This window comes from Staphylococcus sp. TCBT05, assembly GCF_055179755.1.
Genome location: NZ_JBUQDQ010000040.1, coordinates 38,892 through 58,219, shown reverse-complemented (window position 1 = coordinate 58,219; position 19,328 = coordinate 38,892). Strand labels below are relative to the sequence as shown.

The following is a 19,328-nucleotide window of genomic DNA, read 5'->3' as shown; positions in this document are numbered from 1 at the left end:
TTTAAATTATATTATTAATGGCTGTCCGATACTTTGTGGGACATGTAAACCATTGATAACATGATGAAAATATATGCTTGGATTGCACCGATAAATATCGAGAATGCTTGCCAAACAATTAATCCTGGCACACCGATAATCCAACCCCATGCCAAGTGATTAACAACTAAACCTGAAAGTAATGTTAGTAATAATTCACCTGCATAGATATTACCATAAAGTCGAAGACCTAACGTTAACGTTGAAGTAAATTCTTCGAACAAATTAATTGGCATCAAGAAAATTGGTTTCGTGTAATTGCCAAAGTACTTCTTAGTACCACGCATCTTAATACCATAATAATGTGTTAGTAGAATAATTAACGTTGATAACGTTAAGGTTACAGTGGCATCAGCCGTTGGTGATTTCCACCATAGGGTATGCCCTGAAACAATTGAAAAAGGTAAACCTAGCATATTACTGACAAATAAAAACAATATCAATGTCACTGCAAGGAAATGGAATTGTCCACCCTTAGACCATGATAAGTTACTTTCAATAATGCCTCTTACAAAATCAAAAACCCATTCTATGAAGTTTTGCTTGCCGGAAGGACGTTTTTTGAGGTTTCGTGTACAAATAATAGCTATGACAAAAACAATAACCGCTGTAATAATCAACATCATAATAGATGAAAGATTAAACACGATGTCTATACCAAACAATTTCCAACCAACTAGAGGATCTTCATGTTGCATCTGTTCTCACCTCTTTCACGATTAATATTTAATTCTTTTGAATCAAAGGTTTTAAAATAATTAAAACATAAGAAACTGATAAACCAACAATGACACCAAAAATATTGATATATTCCTTATATAGAACCCAAATACAACAAGCTATAATCACAGTTAAATATCTCCAAACGTTGCCCGTTGAAATATGTATATTATCCTTATCTTTAGCTTTTGCAAGGTAATATTCAAATGTATATGTAATACATAAAGAACCTGTAAGTCCTAAAATAAGTCCTAATACAACTGGTGACCTTGTGAAAATAAACACAATAAAGAGCACAATTATACCATATAAATAGTATTGTAAGTACTGTTTAAAAATGATGCTGAAACGTTTCATTTTGTGCCTCATTTCATTTTGTAGTTCATTTATGAAAACCGTTCCATTCATATAGTTTTAATAATAATATAGGGCGGTTAACGTGTCAATTCTATTCAAATTGTAGTTAAAATTTTTACAAACTTGTCACATTTTCGACACATTAACCACCTTTATTTATTTAAATGATTCCGGTTTTTCAGAAATTAACTGAAAATAATATTTGATATTCTCGCAAATTCTTTTAGACGCTAAGCCATCACCATATGGATTGCGTGCATGACTCATCTGCTCATATAAAGTAGCATTATCTAATAGTTGTTGCGTCGCTTCAAAGATATTTTCTTCATTAGTGCCAACAATTCTTAATGTGCCAGCTTCGACACCTTCTGGTCGTTCTGTTGTATCTCGTAGCACTAATACTGGTTTTCCCAGTGAAGGTGCTTCTTCTTGTACACCACCAGAATCCGTTAATATTAAATACGCTTGATGAGCAAAATTATGAAAATCAACCACTTCTAACGGTTCAATTAATTCAATGCGTGAATGATCAGACAAATATTTGTCTGCAATTTCTCTAACCTTTGGGTTTTTATGTACAGGATAAACAACGACAACATCTTCATACCTATCAACTATATCTCGTACTGCCTTAAAGATATGTGTCATTGGTTCACCAATGTTTTCTCTTCTATGAGCAGTGAGTAAGATAATTCGTTTATCTTTATGTTTATTTATAATAGTTGATTCATATGATTCATGTATGGTCGTGTTCATTGCATCTATTGCTGTATTTCCTGTAACTACAATGGTTTCAGATGGTTTATTTTCATTTAATAAATTTGTTGCAGCATTATTGGTAGGAGCAAAGTGTAAATCTGCCATTACCCCTACCATCTGTCTATTCATTTCTTCTGGAAATGGAGCATATTTATCAAATGTTCTCAATCCTGCTTCTACATGACCGATAGGTATTTGATTATATAATGCCGCTAAACTACCAGCAAAGGTTGTCATGGTATCACCGTGAACAAGTATCATGTCTGGTCGTTCCTCTTTGATAACATCCTCTATTCTAGTAAGTATGCGTGAAGTAATGTCAGAAAGTGTTTGTCCTTGTTTCATGATATCCAAATCATAATCTGGTTTGATATCAAAACTAGCTAACACAGAATCTAACATTTCTCTATGTTGTGCCGTCACGACAACAATTGGTTGTAGATCAGGGTCTTCTTGCAATGCTAAAATAAGTGGTGCCATTTTCACTGCTTCCGGTCTTGTACCGAATACAGTCATTATTTTCTTCATACAACTCCACTCCTAGGAGAAACTATTTTGTACCAAACAGACGATCTCCAGCATCACCTAAGCCAGGTGTAATATATGCATGGTCGTCTAGCTTTTCATCTAATGCTGCGATAAAGATATCAACATCTTCATGCGCTTCTTGTAATTTTTCTACACCTTCTGGAGCAGCAATCAAGCACATAAAACGAATGTGTTTCGCGCCACGTTTTTTAAGTGAGTTAATTGCTTCAATTGCTGATGCACCAGTCGCTAACATTGGATCCACTACAACAATTTCACGTTCTTCAATATCTTGAGGTAATTTAACAAAATATTCTACCGCTTCTAATGTTTCTGGATCTCGATATAAACCAACATGACCAATTCTTGCTGCCGGTACCAGATTTAAAATACCTTGAGTCATGCCTAGTCCTGCACGTAAAATTGGTACGAAAGCTAATTTTTTACCTGTTAAACGTTTGGCAACCATTTTGGTTACAGGCGTTTCAATTTCAACATCCTGTAATTCTAAATCTCTCGTCACTTCGTATGCCATTAACATACCGACTTCATCTACTAATTCTCTAAATTCTTTTGTCCCTGTATGTACATCACGAATATAACTTAATTTGTGTTGAATAAGTGGGTGATCAAAAACATGTACTTTGCCCATAATTTACTTCCTCCAATTTTAATTATATAAAGGATGTTTTGTTGTTAATGCCTTAACTCTTTCTTTTCCTTCTTCTAATGCTTTTTCATCTTCTGGATTTTTTAATACTAAGCTAATAATTTTAGCAACTTCTTCAAATGCTGCTTCGTCAAAACCACGAGTTGTTGCTGCAGGCGTACCTAAACGCACACCACTTGTAACGAATGGTTTTTCTTGATCAAATGGGATTGTATTTTTATTACAAGTAATACCAATAGCATCTAACGTTTCTTCAGCAACTTTACCTGTAATACCTACTGAATCTTTAACATTTAAAGAAACAAGATGGTTATCTGTTCCACCTGATACCACTTTGAAACCTTCATTAATTAAAGTTTCTGCTAAAGTTTTAGCATTCTTAACAACTTGTTGTTGATAAGTCTTGAAATCATCTTGTAATGCTTCACCAAATGCAATTGCTTTTGCTGCAATCACATGCTCTAAAGGTCCACCTTGGATACCAGGGAAGATTGTTTTATCAATTTGCTTTTTGTATTCTTCTTTACATAAAATCATACCACCACGTGGTCCACGTAAAGTTTTGTGAGTTGTTGTAGTAACAAAGTCTGCATATTCAACTGGGTTAGGATGCAATCCAGCAGCAACTAATCCTGCGATATGAGCCATATCTACCATCAATTTCGCGCCGACTTCATCAGCAATTTCCTTGAAGCGTTTAAAATCAATTGTACGTGAATAAGCAGAAGCACCAGCTACAATTAATTTTGGTTGGTGTTCTTTTGCTGCTTTTAATACTTCGTCATAATTGATTTGTTCGTTTTCTTTATCAACTCCATACTCTACGAAGTTGTAAAATTGACCACTAAAGTTAACAGGTGCACCGTGTGTTAAATGCCCACCATGACTTAAGTTCATTCCTAATACAGTATCACCGTGCTCCAATGCTACGAGATAAACCGCCATATTGGCTTGTGAACCAGAGTGAGGTTGCACGTTTACATGTTCTGCACCAAAGATTTGTTTCGCGCGTTCAATCGCTAACGTTTCTGATACATCTACATATTCACAACCGCCATAATATCTTCTGTTTGGATAACCTTCAGCATATTTGTTAGTTAATACTGAACCTTGTGCTTCCATAACAGCTTCTGAAACAAAGTTTTCTGAAGCGATAAGTTCGATGTTATTGTTTTGACGATTGAACTCATTTTGAATCACTTCATAGATTTCTTTATCTTGCTCTTGAATAAATGACATGGATATATTCCTCTTTTCTGTATTAGTTATATTTTGCTCTTTCGCCACCAATTTTTTTTGGTCTTGAAGAAGCTATTGTAACAACCGCTTCACCAATTTGCTTTACACTTGTACGTTCTGGAATTGCAACATGCTTGATGTGCATGCCTATTAACGTTTGACCAATATCTATACCTTTTGGCACAGTAATGTGTTCAACGACCATTGGATCCTCCATATGCTGGTATGCATATGTGGCTAGACTACCACCAGCATGTACATCTGGAACTACAGTAACTTCTTCCATTGTTAAAGGGTTAAAATGAGAACGCTCGATTGTGACCGCTCGATTGATGTGTTCACAACCTTGGAAGACAAATGATACGCCTGTCTCACGTTCAATTTCCTTCAGTGCCGTGAATATTTCACGGGCGACGTCCATTGAACCTACAGAACCAATTCGTTCTCCAATAACTTCTGACGTAGAGCAGCCAATGATACATAATTCATCTGCCTTAAAGAATGACTTTGACTTTAATTCATCGAGTAATAACTTTAAACCTTCCATTTTCCCACCCCTTTTAACTAAATAAAAAAAGTAATATGCAAATCCTAATAAAAAAAACATACGAAAATGATTGATAGCAAATTTGCTACACGTAATCATTATAACTTATTTAGTAACTCACTTATACCAATTTCATAAATTTATTGCTTTAATATTTTATTTTTTAATCTGTCAATTAAACAATTTAATTCATTAAATATTTCTCTATAGTCTTCTATTGTGCCACCAAACGGGTCTGAAACTTCTCCAGTTGTCCCGACATACTCATTTATGGTAAATACATTTTCTGTATTATTATACATTTGACACAATGCCAATTTATGAGAATTTGACATAGTAAGTATTAAATCTGCTGATAGATCACTTGCAACAAATTTTGTCGAATGCGATGGCATTGCCAAACTTTCAGTTAAACCAATTTGATGTGAATTATTTGAAATAGGATGTCCATCCATTGCGTATATACCTCTTGATGCGAATTCAATATTTGGTATTTTCTGTTTAGCTATACCTTCAGCCAATGGACTTCTACAAGTATTGCCAGTACATACAAAGATTACTTTCATAGTGTTTCACCTTCAACAATAGTTTGATTTGCAGCTTTCATAATACGATTCATAATTGCTGTAGTCTGATCATTTATGTCAAAACCATATATATATGCATTCTGAATATCTTCATTTTTATCCAATTCATGCAATATTTGATATAAATTGTGATTTGCACCCTTTATATCGTTTTTATTATTACATAATGGAATGAATTTTGCTTGATTAGGCACACATGTTTCATGATCCTTCGGTAAAATAAAGGCTGTTCGAGTCCAATCTTTTTCAGTATTTGGTTGACGTTCTAAATGTCGAACTATGGTTAAAGGCGTGTCTGGTGAATAATGCTTATATTTCATTCCTGGTGCAATAGGCTTTTCAGTGTTCAATGCTTTATCTTCTATACTGCCTGGCAAAATTTGTTCAATCATTTGCTTAGTTACAGAGCCAGGTCGTGCAATTCTATAAGGATACTGTGTACAATCTAATACTGTACTTTCCAATCCTTCTTCACTTTGCTCGGCCTTGATGATCCCATCAATTCTGCCATTCAAATCATTGAAGACATGGTCAAATGTTGTGGGTGATGGTCTGCCACTCAAATTAGCACTTGGAGCAGCTATCGGTATATAGACCTGTTTAAGAATAGCTCGACCAACCGGATGACTTGGCATTCTGACGGCAATTGAACCTAAACCTCCACTCACTCTATCACATAAATAGCCTTCCTTTAATGGAAGAATAAATGAAATTGGACCAGGCCAAAAATGTTTCATTAATATTTTTACATTCTCCGTTAAGTTTGTAGTAAATTGTTTCATTTGATCCATATCATAAATATGTACGATTAACGGATTGTCAGATGGTCTGCCTTTTGCTTCATAAATTTTTTTTATTGCTACATCATTTCTAGCGTCTGCTCCCAACCCATATACAGTTTCTGTTGGTAAAGCAATTAATCCACCTTCATTATATATGGAAGCTATTTCGTTGATATGAGCTACATTTACATTGTTATTGATATCATTTTGATTACTAAAGTCCCATATTTTTGTGTCCACTTAAACACATCCTTTCCTGTACTTTTTTAATTTTAAAGCAAAATAAAAAGTTATGCACGCTCATGGTGAAACATGAGACATACATAACTTAGTCATGCCATTTAAAACTGATAATTCTATCATTATGGTTAATATCTTGAACAATCGATACCATTAGCTCTGGATACATTGTTTGAATTTTATCTTTTAACGTTGGTCCTTGGTTATAACCTATTTCAAAGACAACTTGCGCGCCAGGCAATAATACTTTTGGTAAATCAGCTAAAATATCATTATAAACACGATATCCTTGATCATTAGCAAATAGTGCTGAATGTGGTTCATATGATAAAACAGTATCCTCCATAAATGTTGCATCTGCTTGGTCTATATACGGTGGATTCGAAATCAGACCATTCACTTTAACGCCTTGTGCAATTAAAGGTTTCAATGCATCACCCTTTAGAAATTCTATATCGACTTGATGCTGTTGTGCGTTTTCTTTAGCTACTGTCAGTGCTTCTTCACTAATATCTGTCGCATACACAATCAATGAAGTGTCTATTTTCTTCAACATGATTGGAATATTTCCACTACCTGTACCAATATCGACGATCGTATCGCCATGCTTGAGGCTTTGAGAAAAATGCAACATAACTTCTTCTGTTTCTGGGCGTGGAATCAGGCAATGACGGTTAACTTTGAAATTTTCACCATAAAAGGATTGATAGCCGACAATATATTGAATAGGCTCACCTTTCAACATTCGCGCTTTGGCAATATCAAACCGTTGTAATTGTTCAGTAGTCATTTCATCATTCAAGTGTACGATCAACGCTGCTCTAGACCATTGAAACATATCCATCATTAACCATTCTACTCTCGTCGTTTCAATATTCTGTTCGCTACATTCTAACTTCGCACGATCAAGTACTGATTTAAAGCTCACCATTATTTAATTCTTTCAATTTCTCAGTTTGTTCTGATACTGTTAGTGCGTCAATCACTTCATCTAACTTACCTTCCATAATTTGATCTAACTTTTGTAAAGTTAATCCAATACGGTGATCGGTCACACGACTCTGCGGATAATTATATGTTCTAATACGTTCAGAACGATCTCCTGAACCAACAGCCGATTTACGTTGCGCTGCGTATTTTTGTTGTTCTTCTTGCAATTTCATATCAAACAAACGTGCTTTCAATACTTTCATTGCCTTTTCACGGTTTTGAATTTGGGATTTCTCTGAAGATGTTGCAATAATACCTGTTGGTAAATGGGTAATACGAACTGCAGAATCTGTCGTATTTACGTGTTGTCCACCTGCACCACTTGAACGATACGTATCGACTTTAATATCTTCATTTCTTATCTCTATTTCAACATCTTCTACTTCTGGCAATACTGCAACTGTTGCTGTAGAAGTGTGAATACGGCCACCCGATTCAGTTTCGGGTACACGTTGAACTCGGTGTGCACCATTTTCAAATTTCAATTTACTATAAGCATCTGCTCCAGAAACTGAGAAACTAATTTCTTTGTAACCACCATGATCACTTTCAGCAGCTTCTACTATATCTGTCTTATAATTATGTGCTTCCGCATATTTAGAATACATTCTAAATAAGTCACCAGCAAAAATTGCAGCTTCATCGCCACCTGCAGCCGCTCGAATTTCAACAATTACGTTTTTGTCATCATTAGGGTCCTTTGGAATTAATAATAATTTCAATGATTCTTCTAATTCTGGTACACGACTCGCTAAACCTTGGCTTTCTTCTTTTAGCATTTCGATTTCATCTTTATCTTTGGTATCATTCAACATTTCTTCGATTTCAGAAATATCCTCTTTAACCTGTTTATATTCGCGATAAACTTCAACAGTTTTTTGTAAATCTGCTTGCTCTTTTGAATACTTTCTTAAATTATCAGGATCATTTACAACGTCGGGATCACTTAATAGTTCATTTAATTGTTCATATCTTTCTTCTACAATATCTAATTGATCAAACACTACATTTCCTCCTTCTCATTATCACTAGGTGCAACAATATGATGCGCTCTACATCTAGGTTCATAACTTTCGTTTGCGCCCACCAATATAACTGGATCATCTACCTTAGCTGGTTTTCCATCAATCAATCTTTGGGTACGACTAGAAGAAGAACCACAGACAGCACATACTGCTTGTAATTTCGTTACATCTTCGCTAACTGCAAGTAAATGCGGTATTGGTTCAAAAGGCTCCCCTCTAAAATCCATATCTAATCCTGCAGTGATTACTCTATGGCCTCTTTCTGCTAATTGCTCAACTATATTTACAACTTTAGATTCAAAGAATTGTACTTCGTCAATGCCAATAACATCGACATCTGATAAATCGTGTTTAAGTATTTCAGCAGCAGTCGAAATATTAATCGCTTCGATTGCATTACCATTATGAGAAACAATCTTATCTTTATGATAGCGGTCATCGATAGCCGGTTTAAATACGACTACTTTTTGTTTAGCATAAAGACCACGTCTTAACCGACGTATTAATTCTTCCGATTTACCACTAAACATGCTTCCAGTAATACATTCAATCCACCCGGAATGATAAGTTTCATACATGATTCGTTCCACCTTTTTTCAAAACATAATCGTCTCATTATATCATATTTTTTTATTTGAAATGTGCAATTTTTGAAAGATATTTACTATTTTATGTATCAGCTTTATTCATCAATATACTTCTATTTAATAGCATATGACTATTTTAAACGAAAAAAGCATCCTCATAAAATGAGAATGCCTTAAACCAACGATTATTCGTTGCTTGATTTGTATCCGAATTTCTTGTTGAAACGTTCCACACGACCATCCGCAGCAGCGAATTTTTGGCGACCTGTGTAGAATGGATGTGAGTCAGATGAAATATCTAAACGAATAACTGGGTATTCATTTCCATCTTCCCATACCATTGTTTCAGATGATGATTTTGTTGAACCACTTAAGAATTTAAAATCTGTAGTTGTATCTAAAAAGATAACTTTGTGGTATTCAGGATGAATATTTTGTCTCATTACTTTCAGCTCCTTTGCCCTGAACCATCCGGAACAGAGTTGTTTGTGAGTTTTTTACCCAATACTACGTAATTATAATAGCTATACATGTAAAACGCAACCCTAAATCTAAGATTACAGCTTAAACAAATATGTTTCTTCTATTAAATAATTGGCTTTCCTGTCTTTGTGCTTTCTTCTGCAGCTTTTTGTAACTGTTCAAAGAATTCTTTATTATCAGTTGTACGTTTTAATTTACGTACAAAACGTTCTGTAAAATCGAGTGAATCTGTAAACATATTACGCAATTGCCATAAAGATTCTAATTCTTTTGGTGAAATTAGTAATTCTTCTTTACGTGTTGAACTTCTACCAATATCAATAGCAGGGAATACACGACGTTCTGCAAGTTTACGATCAAGATGTAATTCCATATTACCCGTACCTTTAAACTCCTCATAAATCATGTCATCCATACGTGATCCAGTATCAACTAAAGCAGTCGCTAAAATAGTCATACTTCCACCAGCTTCAATATTTCTTGCCGCACCAAAGAATGCTTTAGGTTTGTGTAATGATGCTGGGTCTAGACCACCTGATAATGTTCGACCACTAGGTGGGATTACTAAGTTGTATGCACGTGCCAGTCGTGTAATTGAATCCATTAAGATAATAACGTCCTTACCAATTTCCACGAGTCTCTTTGCACGTTCTAATAATAATTCTGCTACTTTTACATGGTGTTGAGGCGGTTCATCAAATGTAGAATGAACTACTTCTGCAGTTTCAACAGATCTTTCAATATCTGTAACCTCTTCCGGTCTTTCTCCAACAAGTAGGACAAATAATTCTGCTTCTGGTTTATTCGTAGCAATCGCATTGGCAATTTCCTTTAGTAATGAGGTCTTACCTGCTTTTGGTGGTGCAACGATAAGTCCACGTTGACCAAGTCCAATCGGCGTGATCAAATCCATAATTCGTGTAGAATAATTTTGCTGTGTTGTTTCTAACATTATGCGTTCTTCTGGATATAAAGGTGTCAACGCTTGGAAATGCGGTCGTTTCTTTACTTCCTCTGCATTCTCATCATTAACAAAGTCAACTTGTAATAAACCATAGTATTTTTCATTATCCTTAGGCTTTCTAACTTTACCAGTCACTTTATCGCCACGTTTAATTTCGAAACGACGTATTTGACTAGCTGAAATATAGATATCTTTTTCACCTTTTGAATAATTTACAGTTCGAAGGAAACCATAACCATCTTGTTGGATATCATCTAAGATACCTTCCATATAATAGTTTCCATCTTTTTCCATTTGTGCTTCCATAATTGCAAGCACCAATTCTTTTTTATTTAATTTACTATAATTTATCAATTTAAGAGATTTTGCTTTTTGAGTGAGATCTTTAGTAGTGTAATTTTTGTATAATTCGTGGAACGATTCATACTGAGGTGATGTACGTTCTTTTTCAGGCATTATCTTGCACCCATTTCATAAATAAGTTTTTAAACAACGTAATAAATACTACGCTATTTACTTTTTTAACTATAGCAAATTTTCTTTTTAATTACAAAATGTATTTCATTTTCTCAAATTTAAAAATGATTACATAACTTAAAAACCACCACACCATGCGTATACATTACTTCAATAAAAAAAGAAAGCGACAACTTCTATTTCATTACACAATAGAAGTTGTCGCTATTAAGGTCATCTAAGATTCAATTTAAGTCTCAGACATTGACATATTATAATATTATTTAAATTAATTGAAGTAACCAGCGATAGCTTTAACTTCTAAGAATTCTTCGATACCGAAGTCTCCCCATTCGCGACCAATTCCAGATTTTTTATAACCGCCAAATGGTAGGTCTGGACGACGTGGTGCTTCATTAATTTGTATTGTACCCGCTTCAACTGAACGAGCAACTTTTAATAATGTGTCCTTATCAGTACCAAATACATAACCTGCTAAGCCATATTCTGTATCATTTGCAATTTCAATTGCTTCATCTAAATCATTATACGTAATAATTGACATTACCGGCCCAAATATCTCTTCACGAGCAATAACCATGTCATTATTCACATTATTGAAAATAGTTGGTCTTGCAAAATATCCAGTCTCTAGGCCTTCAGGTTTGCCAGGGCCACCGAATAATAATTCAGCACCTTCTGCAATGCCTTTATCGATATAAGATTGAACTTGGTCAAATTGTTTTTTACTGATAATTGGTCCGACACGCGTGCCTTCTTCTCTTGGATTTCCAACCTTAACATTGCTAAATTCTTCTTTAACTGCAGTTAGGAATTCCTCTTTAATACTTGCTGGTACGAGTGTTCTTGTACCGGCAGCACAAACCTGACCAGTATTATGAACAACTTTATTCGTTGCTGCTTTAGCAGCTTCTTTGATATCAGCATCTTCTAATACGATAAATGGTGATTTACCACCTAATTCAAGTGATACTTTTTTGAAATCTTCAGCCGCTTCTTTCATAATGCTTGATCCAGTTGGACCTGAACCTGTGAATGACATCATTCTTACTTTTGGATGTGCACTTAATGGACGTCCGACACCTTGTCCGTCACCATTAACCAAGTTAAACACACCTTTTGGTAGGCCAGCTTTTTCAAAGATTTCAGCCAAAATAACTGCCGCAAATGGTGTTTCTTCAGATGGTTTAAGGACCACTGGGCTACCTGCCGCAAATGCTGCTGCTAATTTTAATGACGTTTGATTCATTGGGAAGTTCCATGGTGTTACTAGTCCTGCAACGCCAATCGCTTCTTTTACAACCAAGTTATCTCCACGTCGTTCTTCAAATTCAAAGTCATTTAATGCATCACGTGCTGCAGTGAAATGATCTAAGCCCATTTGATAATGAACACTTTCCGCTACTGATGCAGGTGAACCTAATTCATCGATGATAGTATCAACTATGTCATCTTTTCTATTTTCATATTCTTTAACGATATTATCTAATAATTGTTGTCTTTCTTTAACAGAAGTATGTCTAAATTTTAAATATACACTTTCTGCAGCATCAACTGCTTTATCCACATCTTCTTTGTTCCCTTTAGCTACAGTGCCAGCAACCTCTTCAGTTGCAGGATTGATTACTTCTATAGTCTCTCCACTAGCGCTTTCTACCCATTCTCCATTGATAAATTGTTTAGTGAAATTTCTCATTAATTATTCACTCCTTAAGTAAATTACTAATCATATTTTAACCTAGATATTTTAAAATTAAACTAAACTGCTCACAAAGATATATAATTTTATGAATAAAACGTTTTCGATTATAATTACACTTTGCATATGTGCACATTCTTTTATTCCCTGTGTTATGTTATTTAATACCAAATTTCAAACTATTATTGAAGGTTCATGAGAGTATGTATGAATTTGCAATAAAATAAAAACTGTAAACAACACAATAGTTGTTTACAGTTTAAATAGAAGTCGAATGCTATTTTATTTATTAAATACTTTTTTCAATACATTAACTTTCGAGCTCAATATATTCTTGGGCCCACTTTTCCATTGGTACTAATGCTGCCGCTAGTGCATTACCTTTATCTGTAAGTTGGTATATGATATTGACTGGGCTAGTAGAAACAACATTCTTTTCAACTAGTCCCCATTCCATTAAATCAGTTAATTTAATGCTTAGTGCACGTGGCGTGATTGTTTTCAAATCACGTTTCATATCTGAAAAATGTGCTGATTTTTCAGTACACCGAGACAAATAATTAATGATTAAACCATTCCAACTTCTACCTACTATTTTAAAGGTTTCTTCAAGATAAGGGCAAACCTCCATGGTCATCACCTCATATCACTTAATATTATAATTGAAGATTAAAGTTAGGATAGTGCGCTTCAATTATGTAGTATATTTATTATACCACAAATCCTAAACTTCTTCAGTCCAAATGTCTGCACCAAGTGATTTCAATGTATTCACAATATTTGTATAACCTCTATGAATATGTTTCACATTATAAATAGTTGTTACGCCTTCAGCAATTAATCCGGCAACAATTAGACTTGCACCCGCACGTAAATCACTCGCATAAACCTTAGCACCTTTTAATTTAGATGGTTTGATCGTTGCAGTACCATTGTCAGCTACAATATCCGCACCCATATTTTTCAATTCGTCTACATGCTTAAAGCGTGCTGGATAAATCGTCTCAGTTACAAATGATACACCATCAGCCATAAATAACAACGGTGTAATCGGTTGTTGTAAATCTGTTGCAAATCCTGGATAAACAAGCGTCTTAATATCAACACTAGTATATTTGTTTCCACGTTTAATCTGAGTATGATCTTCACCAACATTAATATCTAAACCTAATTCTTTTAATTTTACGATCAATGGTTCAACGTGTGTAGGTATAATGTTATTTATTTTTATTTCTTCACCACAAGCAGCTGCGATACACATATAAGTGCCAGCTTCTATTCTATCAGGAATAACTTGATGTTCTGAGCCATGTAAATGTTTTACACCATTAATCTTTAATGTACTTGTACCTGCACCTTTAATATCAGCACCTAAGCTAATTAAGAATCTTGCAACATCTACTACTTCTGGTTCCTTTGCTGCATTTTCAATTACAGTTTGACCCTCAGCACGAACTGCAGCGAGCATAATATTGATTGTTGCGCCCACACTTACGATATCTAAAAAGATATTGGCACCGACTAATTTATCCGCTTCAATTTTCATAGAAGTTTCACTAGATTCATCGATTGTCGCACCCAAAGCTTTAAAACCTTTAATATGTTGATCTATGGGTCTTGGTCCTAATGGACATCCTCCCGGTAAACCGATAACACATTTATTAAATCTTCCAAGCATTGCTCCCATCATATAGTAAGAAGCACGTAATGATTCTACCTTTTGATTTGGTAATGGGGCATTTATTATTTCTTCAGGATCCACTTCGAGTGTCGTACCTGTTAAATTTGTTTTAATATTCAAATCACCTAATAAGCTCACCAATGTTTCAACATCTGAAATTTGTGGCAAACCTTTAATTGTTACATTATCTTCGGCCAATATAGCTGCCGGAATAATAGCAACTGCACTATTTTTTGCACCATTGATATTTACTTCACCTTTAAGTGTTTGACCACCTCTAATTTTTATCACTTCTTGACCCATTTATCCGTTCTCCTTTACCATACTTTCAATCGTTCTTTTTCTTAACATCATTAGCATTATACTATGAAAACATTAGTGTTTGCAAAATACATTAATCTAACAAAACCTATTAAAAATGATATTAAGTACATATACAGTATGTAAAAATTAATTGTTATACCTTTTATTTCCCAATGTTTCACAACTCAAATCATAAACAAAGGTTTTTTCTTATAAATTTTATGTAAATTTTAATTCCATTAACTGTTTATTTTTAGTTTTATTTGATTTTGATGTTAAAAAAAATAACTATTATACCGAAGTATAATAGTTATTTTTACGATTAAAATTATTTAGCACGGTTTGAAGTACCAAATTCTTTAATTTTACCGATTACAGTTGCTTTGATTGCTTCGCGAGCTGGACCTAAATATTTACGTGGATCATAAACTTCTTGATCATTGTTTAATACGTCACGAACAGCTTGTGCTGATGCAATTTGGTTTTCAGTATTTACATTGATTTTAGCAGTTCCAAATGGGATTGCTTTTTGGATATCTTTAGTTGGGATACCAGTACCACCGTGTAATACTAATGGTAAACCAGTTGAAGCACCGATTTCTTCCATTTCTTTAAATCCTAATTTTGGTTCACCTTTATAAGGTCCGTGTACTGAACCTAATGCTGGTGCAAGTGTATCAATACCAGTTCTTTCAACTAGTTCTTGACACTCTTTAGGATCTGCATAGATAACACCTTCAGCAACAACGTCATCTTCTTGTCCACCAACAGTTCCTAATTCTGCTTCAACAGAAACACCGTGTTCGTGAGCATACTCAACTACTTTAGCAGTAGTTGCAACATTTTCTTCGAATGGGTCATGTGAAGCATCAATCATTACTGATGTGAAACCAGCGTCGATTGCTTCTTTACATTTTTCAAAGCTTGAACCGTGGTCTAAATGAATCGCTACTGGAATAGTGATTTCTTTATCGTGCATTAAACCTTCAACCATTTTAACGACTGTGTAGAAACCACCCATGTAACGAGCAGCACCTTCAGAAACACCTAAGATTACAGGTGCGTTCTCTTCTTGAGAAGCTTCTAAAATAGCTTGTGTAAATTCTAAGTTATTTAAGTTGTATTGACCAACCGCATAACCGTTTTCTTTTGCATCGATTAACATTTCTTTCATTGAAACTAAAGGCATGAAAGTTCCTCCTTGGTGCTTTAAGCACATATTTTTACAATCTAATTATATCAAAACCATAAACTTTTTGCATTATTCTATACAATTGTAAGCGTTTTTATTTAAACTTTTATTTTTAATTTCTGCAAACTTCGTATTTTTGCACCTATTTTTATAAAATTGCAATATCTTAAAAGCTTATTTACAATAGTTAAATGAGTAGAATGGAGGTACGTTGTATGTCAAAAATATTGAATACGCAACTTAACGGAATTTTTAATCGCATTGAAACCCAAGAACTTGATATACAAATGGCTAGCCAATGTTTGATTCAAGCAATTGGCGGTGAAGGTCATGTCTATATAAAGGGCTACGATGATTTAAAGTTTTATGAGTCATATATTTTAGAAAGTGAAGAGCGATTGAAATCAAGCAAACGTTTAACTGATTTATCATCTATCGATCAATTAGATACAACAGATAGAGTATGCTTGTTCGCTCCTAATTATACTTCTACAGTCGCAAAGGATGTAGATGCATTAATAGCTGCAGATGTAGACTTTGTGTTGATTTGTAATAAGCCAAAGGATGTAGATTTTTCTGATCATTTATTTCACTTTGTTAATTTAAGCACGCCTAGACCCATTGTCTATACAGAGGACTATGACAAAGTTGTCACGCCTCACCCTATCGCTTTTAATTACATCTATTATGATATTTATACACAAATGGTTGAAATGATAAATGATTTAGATTTATAAATTATGTTAAATTTAAATCAATACTTCAATATCAATCGCATTATTCTGGTTGGGACAAATTCCATGTTCCAACCTTTTTATATTTCTTACTTCATTTTTATAAAAAAACTGCCGACCGATACACGGTCGACAGTCAAAAGATATTCAACTATATATTATAGTTATTTGTTATTTTGATGTTTCAATGAAGCTTCAACAAATGCTCTGAAAATTTGTTGTGGACGGTTAGGTCTTGATAAAAACTCAGGATGGAACTGACAAGCCACAAAGAAATCATTTTCTGGTATTTCTACCATTTCGACTAATCGACCATCTGGACTAGTACCAGAGAAGACCATTCCATTTTCTTCTAATTGCTCTCTATATTCATTGTTAAATTCATAACGATGACGATGACGTTCTTCAATATTTTGTGCATCATAAATTTTATGTGCTAATGTACCTTCTTTAATCGTACAAGGATATAAACCTAAGCGTAATGTACCACCTAAATCTTCTATATCCTTTTGTTCTGGAAGTAAATCAATGATTGGATAAGGTGTATTTGGATCTAATTCTGCTGAATGTGCACCTTCTAAACCGATAACATTTCTTGCAAATTCTACAGTAGCTAATTGCATACCTAAGCAGATACCAAAGTATGGTACATTATTTTCACGAGCATATTTGATTGCTGAAATTTTTCCTTCACTTGCACGGAACCCAAAACCACCTGGTACAAGGATACCATCAACATCAGCTAAATATTGTGCAACATTGTCATCTGTCACTTCACTTGAGTCAATCCATTTTACCTCTACATCTTTCTTGAATGGATAACCTGCATGTTTCAAGGATTCAACTACTGATAAGTAAGCATCTTGCAAGCTTACATATTTACCTACTAAGCCAATAGTTACTTTGCCATCTAAGTTATTCACTGTATCTAACAAGTACTGCCATTCATCTAATTGTGTATCATATTTTGCATCTAACTCTAAACGATCAATTACGATGTCATCCATATTTTGTTTACTTAATTGTAAAGGAATTTCATATAAAGAATCTGCATCACGACATTCGATAACACTTGCTTTATTAATGTCACAGAATAATGCAATTTTATCTTTTAAGTCTTGTGTTAATTCATACTCAGTACGTACAACAATTAAATCTGGTTGAATACCTAAACCACGTAATTCTTTAACACTGTGTTGTGTTGGTTTTGTTTTCATTTCGCCTGCAGCTTTAATATACGGTAGTAATGTACAGTGTACATACATCACATTTTCTCTACCTAAATCACTTCTAATCTGACGAATTGCTTCAATAAATGGTAATGATTCAATATCACCAGTCGTTCCACCAATCTCAGTAATGACTACATCCGCATTGGTACTTTCGCCAGCTAATAATAAGCGTTCTTTAATTTCATTTGTGATATGTGGAATAACTTGGACTGTACCACCTAAATAATCACCACGGCGTTCTTTTTTCAATACGTGAGAATATACTTTACCAGCTGTAACATTTGAATATTTATTTAAGTTGATATCGATAAATCTTTCATAGTGTCCTAAATCTAAATCTGTTTCAGCACCGTCATCAGTTACAAATACTTCACCATGTTGATACGGACTCATTGTACCTGGGTCAACATTTAAATAAGGATCAAATTTTTGAATTGTAACCTTCAATCCTCTATCTTTTAACAATCTTCCTAAAGATGCTGCTGTAATACCTTTACCTAATGAAGAAACTACTCCACCAGTTACAAAAATAAATTTTGTCATGTTCTGCCTCCTATAAATATAATGGTATAGAAATTAATACCAGCAATTGACATGCTTAACTTCAATTGAATTGTTAAACTTTAATCTAATGTTTTACATTTTTAAATTATTTTTAATGGGAGATTGGTTTAGCGTTAACAATAGCGCCAATACACAAGTAACGATATTAAAAATAATAAGTTAACTAGTTTATAAAATAAAAAAATCGCTCCCTCTCACAAATTTGTAAGGGGGAGCGTATATGATTTATACACGTCGTCCTAATTAAAGGAGCCCGAATAAAATTTTATCATGTTCACGAAAAAAGTCAATTAAATATCGCAGAATTAATTTTCTGTGAATTCATCTTCCTCGTACTCATCTTCTTCTTCTTCGTCTTCTAAGTCTTCATCTTCTTCATCAATTACAATATCAGACTCTTCAATCTCTTCGTCCACTTCTTCATCTTCTGGATCTTCAGGATCGTTTAGTGTCTCTTGGTCATCCGTTACTGTAGGGATATCATCATCGTCATCCGCTTCATCTTCACCAAGTAATTTCAATGTTTTATCTTCTTCATCATCGTCATCTAAAATATCAAATTTTTGAATAGTTGGCGCAATTTTCTCTTCAATATCATCAACTGAATACCAGTCACGTAAGCCCCAAATATTTTCACCAATATTTAAGAAACGTCCATCAGTGTTTAAGTCTGTATAGAATTGCACAATTCTATCTTCAATTTCGTGATCTTCATAATGTCCAATCGCTTTAAATTCATCAATGATATCATACAGATTCATTGTATCGCCTTTTTCGTGTAATAACGTATAAGCCATGTCAATAAATGATTTCTCATCAACCATTTCTTTTGTATAATCTTGAATTCTCATATTATATATTCTTCCTTTCAAAGGCATTTATCCAAATCAGTACTATGTTTTCTTAAGTAATAATAACAAATGTAAATT

At 34.1% G+C, this 19,328-nt stretch carries 20 protein-coding genes; 1 reads left to right on the top strand and 19 read right to left on the bottom strand.

Translation table 11 applies throughout. The annotated features are described in order from the left end of the window. Positions 1 to 14 precede the first annotated feature (14 nt). The 17 genes from atpB to fdaB all read right to left on the bottom strand — a co-directional run bounded on the left by atpB (position 15) and on the right by fdaB (position 15,866). Entirely contained in the window at positions 15 to 737 is a 723-nt protein-coding gene (gene atpB / locus ACY191_RS14005; RefSeq protein WP_042739541.1) for a F0F1 ATP synthase subunit A, read from the bottom strand. Between the two features lie 28 nt (positions 738 to 765). Further along, a complete protein-coding gene (locus tag ACY191_RS14000; RefSeq protein WP_042739542.1) occupies positions 766 to 1,116 on the bottom strand; it encodes an ATP synthase subunit I in 351 nt (116 codons plus the stop codon). Positions 1,117 to 1,272: 156 nt separating this feature from the next. Next, positions 1,273 to 2,403 (bottom strand): non-hydrolyzing UDP-N-acetylglucosamine 2-epimerase, encoded by a 1,131-nt coding sequence (gene wecB / locus ACY191_RS13995; protein ID WP_042739543.1) that lies wholly within the window; start codon positions 2,401 to 2,403, stop codon positions 1,273 to 1,275. 22 nt (positions 2,404 to 2,425) lie between these two features. Next, the gene (gene upp / locus ACY191_RS13990; RefSeq protein WP_042739544.1) at positions 2,426 to 3,055 is read right to left on the bottom strand and encodes a uracil phosphoribosyltransferase; all 630 of its coding nucleotides are present in this window, start codon (positions 3,053 to 3,055) and stop codon (positions 2,426 to 2,428) included. An 18-nt stretch (positions 3,056 to 3,073) separates the two neighbouring features. Continuing rightward, complete coding sequence (gene glyA, locus ACY191_RS13985) at positions 3,074 to 4,312, bottom strand: serine hydroxymethyltransferase (RefSeq protein WP_107512789.1); 1,239 nt, start codon at positions 4,310 to 4,312, stop codon at positions 3,074 to 3,076. A gap of 22 nt (positions 4,313 to 4,334) precedes the next feature. Further along, complete coding sequence (locus ACY191_RS13980; protein WP_107512790.1) at positions 4,335 to 4,859, bottom strand: TIGR01440 family protein; 525 nt, start codon at positions 4,857 to 4,859, stop codon at positions 4,335 to 4,337. Between the two features lie 140 nt (positions 4,860 to 4,999). Beyond that, the gene (locus ACY191_RS13975) at positions 5,000 to 5,425 is read right to left on the bottom strand and encodes a low molecular weight protein arginine phosphatase (RefSeq protein ID WP_042739500.1); all 426 of its coding nucleotides are present in this window, start codon (positions 5,423 to 5,425) and stop codon (positions 5,000 to 5,002) included. Then, positions 5,422 to 6,468: an L-threonylcarbamoyladenylate synthase gene (locus tag ACY191_RS13970; RefSeq protein WP_229366894.1), complete on the bottom strand. Its 1,047-nt coding sequence runs from the start codon at positions 6,466 to 6,468 to the stop codon at positions 5,422 to 5,424. The genes ACY191_RS13975 and ACY191_RS13970 overlap by 4 nt, the downstream gene beginning before the upstream one ends. A gap of 88 nt (positions 6,469 to 6,556) precedes the next feature. Then, on the bottom strand, positions 6,557 to 7,399 hold the full coding sequence (gene prmC / locus ACY191_RS13965) for a peptide chain release factor N(5)-glutamine methyltransferase (protein WP_042739498.1): 843 nt from the start codon (positions 7,397 to 7,399) through the stop codon (positions 6,557 to 6,559). After that, a complete protein-coding gene (prfA, locus tag ACY191_RS13960) occupies positions 7,386 to 8,462 on the bottom strand; it encodes a peptide chain release factor 1 (RefSeq protein WP_107512794.1) in 1,077 nt (358 codons plus the stop codon). Before prfA ends, prmC begins: the two co-directional genes overlap by 14 nt. Continuing rightward, complete coding sequence (locus ACY191_RS13955; RefSeq protein ID WP_042739496.1) at positions 8,462 to 9,061, bottom strand: thymidine kinase; 600 nt, start codon at positions 9,059 to 9,061, stop codon at positions 8,462 to 8,464. The genes prfA and ACY191_RS13955 overlap by 1 nt, the downstream gene beginning before the upstream one ends. A 194-nt stretch (positions 9,062 to 9,255) precedes the next feature. After that, positions 9,256 to 9,513 (bottom strand): type B 50S ribosomal protein L31, encoded by a 258-nt coding sequence (locus ACY191_RS13950; RefSeq protein WP_042739495.1) that lies wholly within the window; start codon positions 9,511 to 9,513, stop codon positions 9,256 to 9,258. Positions 9,514 to 9,656: 143 nt separating this feature from the next. Next, positions 9,657 to 10,973 carry a transcription termination factor Rho gene (gene rho, locus ACY191_RS13945; RefSeq protein ID WP_042739494.1) on the bottom strand — a complete coding sequence of 439 codons (1,317 nt, stop codon included), beginning with the start codon at positions 10,971 to 10,973 and terminating at the stop codon, positions 9,657 to 9,659. Positions 10,974 to 11,262: 289 nt separating this feature from the next. Continuing rightward, entirely contained in the window at positions 11,263 to 12,690 is a 1,428-nt protein-coding gene (locus tag ACY191_RS13940) for an aldehyde dehydrogenase family protein (RefSeq protein ID WP_229366895.1), read from the bottom strand. 313 nt (positions 12,691 to 13,003) lie between these two features. Then, positions 13,004 to 13,324, bottom strand: a complete 321-nt coding sequence (locus ACY191_RS13935) for a winged helix-turn-helix transcriptional regulator (RefSeq protein WP_042739492.1) — start codon at positions 13,322 to 13,324, stop codon at positions 13,004 to 13,006. Positions 13,325 to 13,417: 93 nt separating this feature from the next. After that, positions 13,418 to 14,677 carry a UDP-N-acetylglucosamine 1-carboxyvinyltransferase gene (locus tag ACY191_RS13930; protein ID WP_042739491.1) on the bottom strand — a complete coding sequence of 420 codons (1,260 nt, stop codon included), beginning with the start codon at positions 14,675 to 14,677 and terminating at the stop codon, positions 13,418 to 13,420. A gap of 328 nt (positions 14,678 to 15,005) precedes the next feature. After that, positions 15,006 to 15,866: a class IIb fructose-bisphosphate aldolase FdaB gene (fdaB, locus tag ACY191_RS13925; protein WP_042739490.1), complete on the bottom strand. Its 861-nt coding sequence runs from the start codon at positions 15,864 to 15,866 to the stop codon at positions 15,006 to 15,008. Positions 15,867 to 16,084: 218 nt separating this feature from the next. On the opposite strand from fdaB, the gene ACY191_RS13920 reads away from it, so the two are divergent. Then, the gene (locus ACY191_RS13920) at positions 16,085 to 16,606 is read left to right on the top strand and encodes a DUF2529 family protein (protein ID WP_042739489.1); all 522 of its coding nucleotides are present in this window, start codon (positions 16,085 to 16,087) and stop codon (positions 16,604 to 16,606) included. Positions 16,607 to 16,767: 161 nt separating this feature from the next. Here the strand turns inward: ACY191_RS13920 and ACY191_RS13915 are convergent, their stop codons facing one another. Both ACY191_RS13915 and rpoE read right to left on the bottom strand, forming a co-directional pair. Next, the gene (locus ACY191_RS13915) at positions 16,768 to 18,378 is read right to left on the bottom strand and encodes a CTP synthase (RefSeq protein ID WP_042739488.1); all 1,611 of its coding nucleotides are present in this window, start codon (positions 18,376 to 18,378) and stop codon (positions 16,768 to 16,770) included. A 326-nt stretch (positions 18,379 to 18,704) separates the two neighbouring features. Continuing rightward, on the bottom strand, positions 18,705 to 19,250 hold the full coding sequence (gene rpoE, locus ACY191_RS13910; RefSeq protein ID WP_042739487.1) for a DNA-directed RNA polymerase subunit delta: 546 nt from the start codon (positions 19,248 to 19,250) through the stop codon (positions 18,705 to 18,707). Positions 19,251 to 19,328 lie beyond the last annotated feature (78 nt).

Coding starts and splice junctions, on each gene's coding strand:
- ACY191_RS13975 (WP_042739500.1), bottom strand. CDS start 5,425: ATGAAAGTAATCTTTGTATGTACTGGCAATACTTGTAGAAGTCCATTG.
- ACY191_RS14000 (WP_042739542.1), bottom strand. CDS start 1,116: ATGAAACGTTTCAGCATCATTTTTAAACAGTACTTACAATACTATTTA.
- glyA (WP_107512789.1), bottom strand. CDS start 4,312: ATGTCATTTATTCAAGAGCAAGATAAAGAAATCTATGAAGTGATTCAA.
- ACY191_RS13955 (WP_042739496.1), bottom strand. CDS start 9,061: ATGTATGAAACTTATCATTCCGGGTGGATTGAATGTATTACTGGAAGC.
- wecB (WP_042739543.1), bottom strand. CDS start 2,403: ATGAAGAAAATAATGACTGTATTCGGTACAAGACCGGAAGCAGTGAAA.
- rho (WP_042739494.1), bottom strand. CDS start 10,973: ATGCCTGAAAAAGAACGTACATCACCTCAGTATGAATCGTTCCACGAA.
- ACY191_RS13930 (WP_042739491.1), bottom strand. CDS start 14,677: ATGGGTCAAGAAGTGATAAAAATTAGAGGTGGTCAAACACTTAAAGGT.
- prmC (WP_042739498.1), bottom strand. CDS start 7,399: ATGGTGAGCTTTAAATCAGTACTTGATCGTGCGAAGTTAGAATGTAGC.
- upp (WP_042739544.1), bottom strand. CDS start 3,055: ATGGGCAAAGTACATGTTTTTGATCACCCACTTATTCAACACAAATTA.
- ACY191_RS13980 (WP_107512790.1), bottom strand. CDS start 4,859: ATGGAAGGTTTAAAGTTATTACTCGATGAATTAAAGTCAAAGTCATTC.
- rpoE (WP_042739487.1), bottom strand. CDS start 19,250: ATGAGAATTCAAGATTATACAAAAGAAATGGTTGATGAGAAATCATTT.
- atpB (WP_042739541.1), bottom strand. CDS start 737: ATGCAACATGAAGATCCTCTAGTTGGTTGGAAATTGTTTGGTATAGAC.
- fdaB (WP_042739490.1), bottom strand. CDS start 15,866: ATGCCTTTAGTTTCAATGAAAGAAATGTTAATCGATGCAAAAGAAAAC.
- ACY191_RS13950 (WP_042739495.1), bottom strand. CDS start 9,513: ATGAGACAAAATATTCATCCTGAATACCACAAAGTTATCTTTTTAGAT.
- ACY191_RS13935 (WP_042739492.1), bottom strand. CDS start 13,324: ATGGAGGTTTGCCCTTATCTTGAAGAAACCTTTAAAATAGTAGGTAGA.
- ACY191_RS13915 (WP_042739488.1), bottom strand. CDS start 18,378: ATGACAAAATTTATTTTTGTAACTGGTGGAGTAGTTTCTTCATTAGGT.
- ACY191_RS13920 (WP_042739489.1), top strand. CDS start 16,085: ATGTCAAAAATATTGAATACGCAACTTAACGGAATTTTTAATCGCATT.
- ACY191_RS13940 (WP_229366895.1), bottom strand. CDS start 12,690: ATGAGAAATTTCACTAAACAATTTATCAATGGAGAATGGGTAGAAAGC.